The organism is Acinetobacter sp. 809848 (genome assembly GCF_000581275.1).
GTDB lineage: Bacteria > Pseudomonadota > Gammaproteobacteria > Pseudomonadales > Moraxellaceae > Acinetobacter > Acinetobacter pittii.
Genome location: NZ_JEXG01000156.1, coordinates 1 through 968 on the forward strand (window position 1 = coordinate 1; position 968 = coordinate 968).

The window sequence follows — 968 nt, forward strand, 5'->3', positions numbered from 1 at the left end:
GAATACCTTTCAGATTGTCTTCAACCGCAAGTTCTAAGGCACCTGCAAAAGGCGCCCCCACGATCATGAAAATACCAGCAACAGCAAGCAATGAAACAATTAGACTAAGTAGAGCGTGTACAGGGTTCGTGTTAGTCACTACACGAACCGTAGAAACGATGGCCACGAGTGCCATCAAATAAAACGGCCACATCATGGTAATAGACTCCGTACATCGATTGGTGCACTTTCTTTTTGTGCTTGACCTTTCTCTTTACCGTTAATTGCCATACCCGTTACACGGTAGAAGTTGTAATCTGGGTATTTGCCCGGACCTGAAATGAGTAAGTTTTCTTTCTCATAAACAAGGTCTTGACGTACATATTCGCCTAACTCGAAGTCTGGTGTGAGCTGAATCGCAGTTGTTGGACAAGCTTCTTCACACATACCGCAGAAAATACAACGTGAGAAGTTAATACGGAAAAACTCCGGGTACCAACGACCATCTTCTGTTTCTGCTTTTTGTAGTGAGATACAGCCAACCGGACATGCAACCGCACATAGGTTACATGCTACGCAACGCTCTTCCCCATCAGGGTCACGCGTTAATACGATACGACCACGAAAGCGTGGCGGCACAATCTGTTCAGCCGGAACTTCTGGATATAAAATCGTGTCACGTTTACGCGTTGCATGGCTAAACACCATGAGTAACGTACGTACAATTGATCCGAATCCAGCTAGAAATTTATACATTTTGTACTCCCTGCTGTCCTAGGCCTGATTCATCAGAATCACAGCACCAGTCACTAACAAGTTGACCAACGCCAATGGCAAACAAATTTTCCAACCAAAGTTCATGACTTGGTCATAACGCGGACGCATTAAAGAACCACGTGCCAATACAAACATCATTACAAAGAATGCTGTTTTAATCACAAACCAGAATACTGGTGGAACAAATGGAATTTCTAAATTGAATGGCGTTA

Annotated in this window: 3 protein-coding genes; all 3 read right to left on the reverse strand. The window is 43.8% G+C overall.

The features are described 5' to 3' along the window. Nucleotides 1-193: NADH-quinone oxidoreductase subunit J (locus J536_RS24515; protein ID WP_171071519.1), on the reverse strand; the 193-nt coding region annotated here is incomplete at its 3' end. Continuing rightward, nucleotides 193-735, reverse strand: coding sequence for an NADH-quinone oxidoreductase subunit NuoI (gene nuoI, locus J536_RS24520; protein ID WP_002120012.1), 543 nt, complete (start codon nt 733-735; stop codon nt 193-195). The genes J536_RS24515 and nuoI, both read right to left, overlap by 1 nt. 18 nt (nt 736-753) lie before the next feature. After that, a partial coding sequence (locus tag J536_RS24525; RefSeq protein ID WP_032063734.1) for an NADH-quinone oxidoreductase subunit H occupies nt 754-968 on the reverse strand: 215 nt, incomplete at its 5' end.

Excerpts from the sequence above, each read along its gene's own strand:
- nuoI (WP_002120012.1), bottom strand. The coding sequence starts at position 735 with ATGTATAAATTTCTAGCTGGATTCGGATCAATTGTACGTACGTTACTC.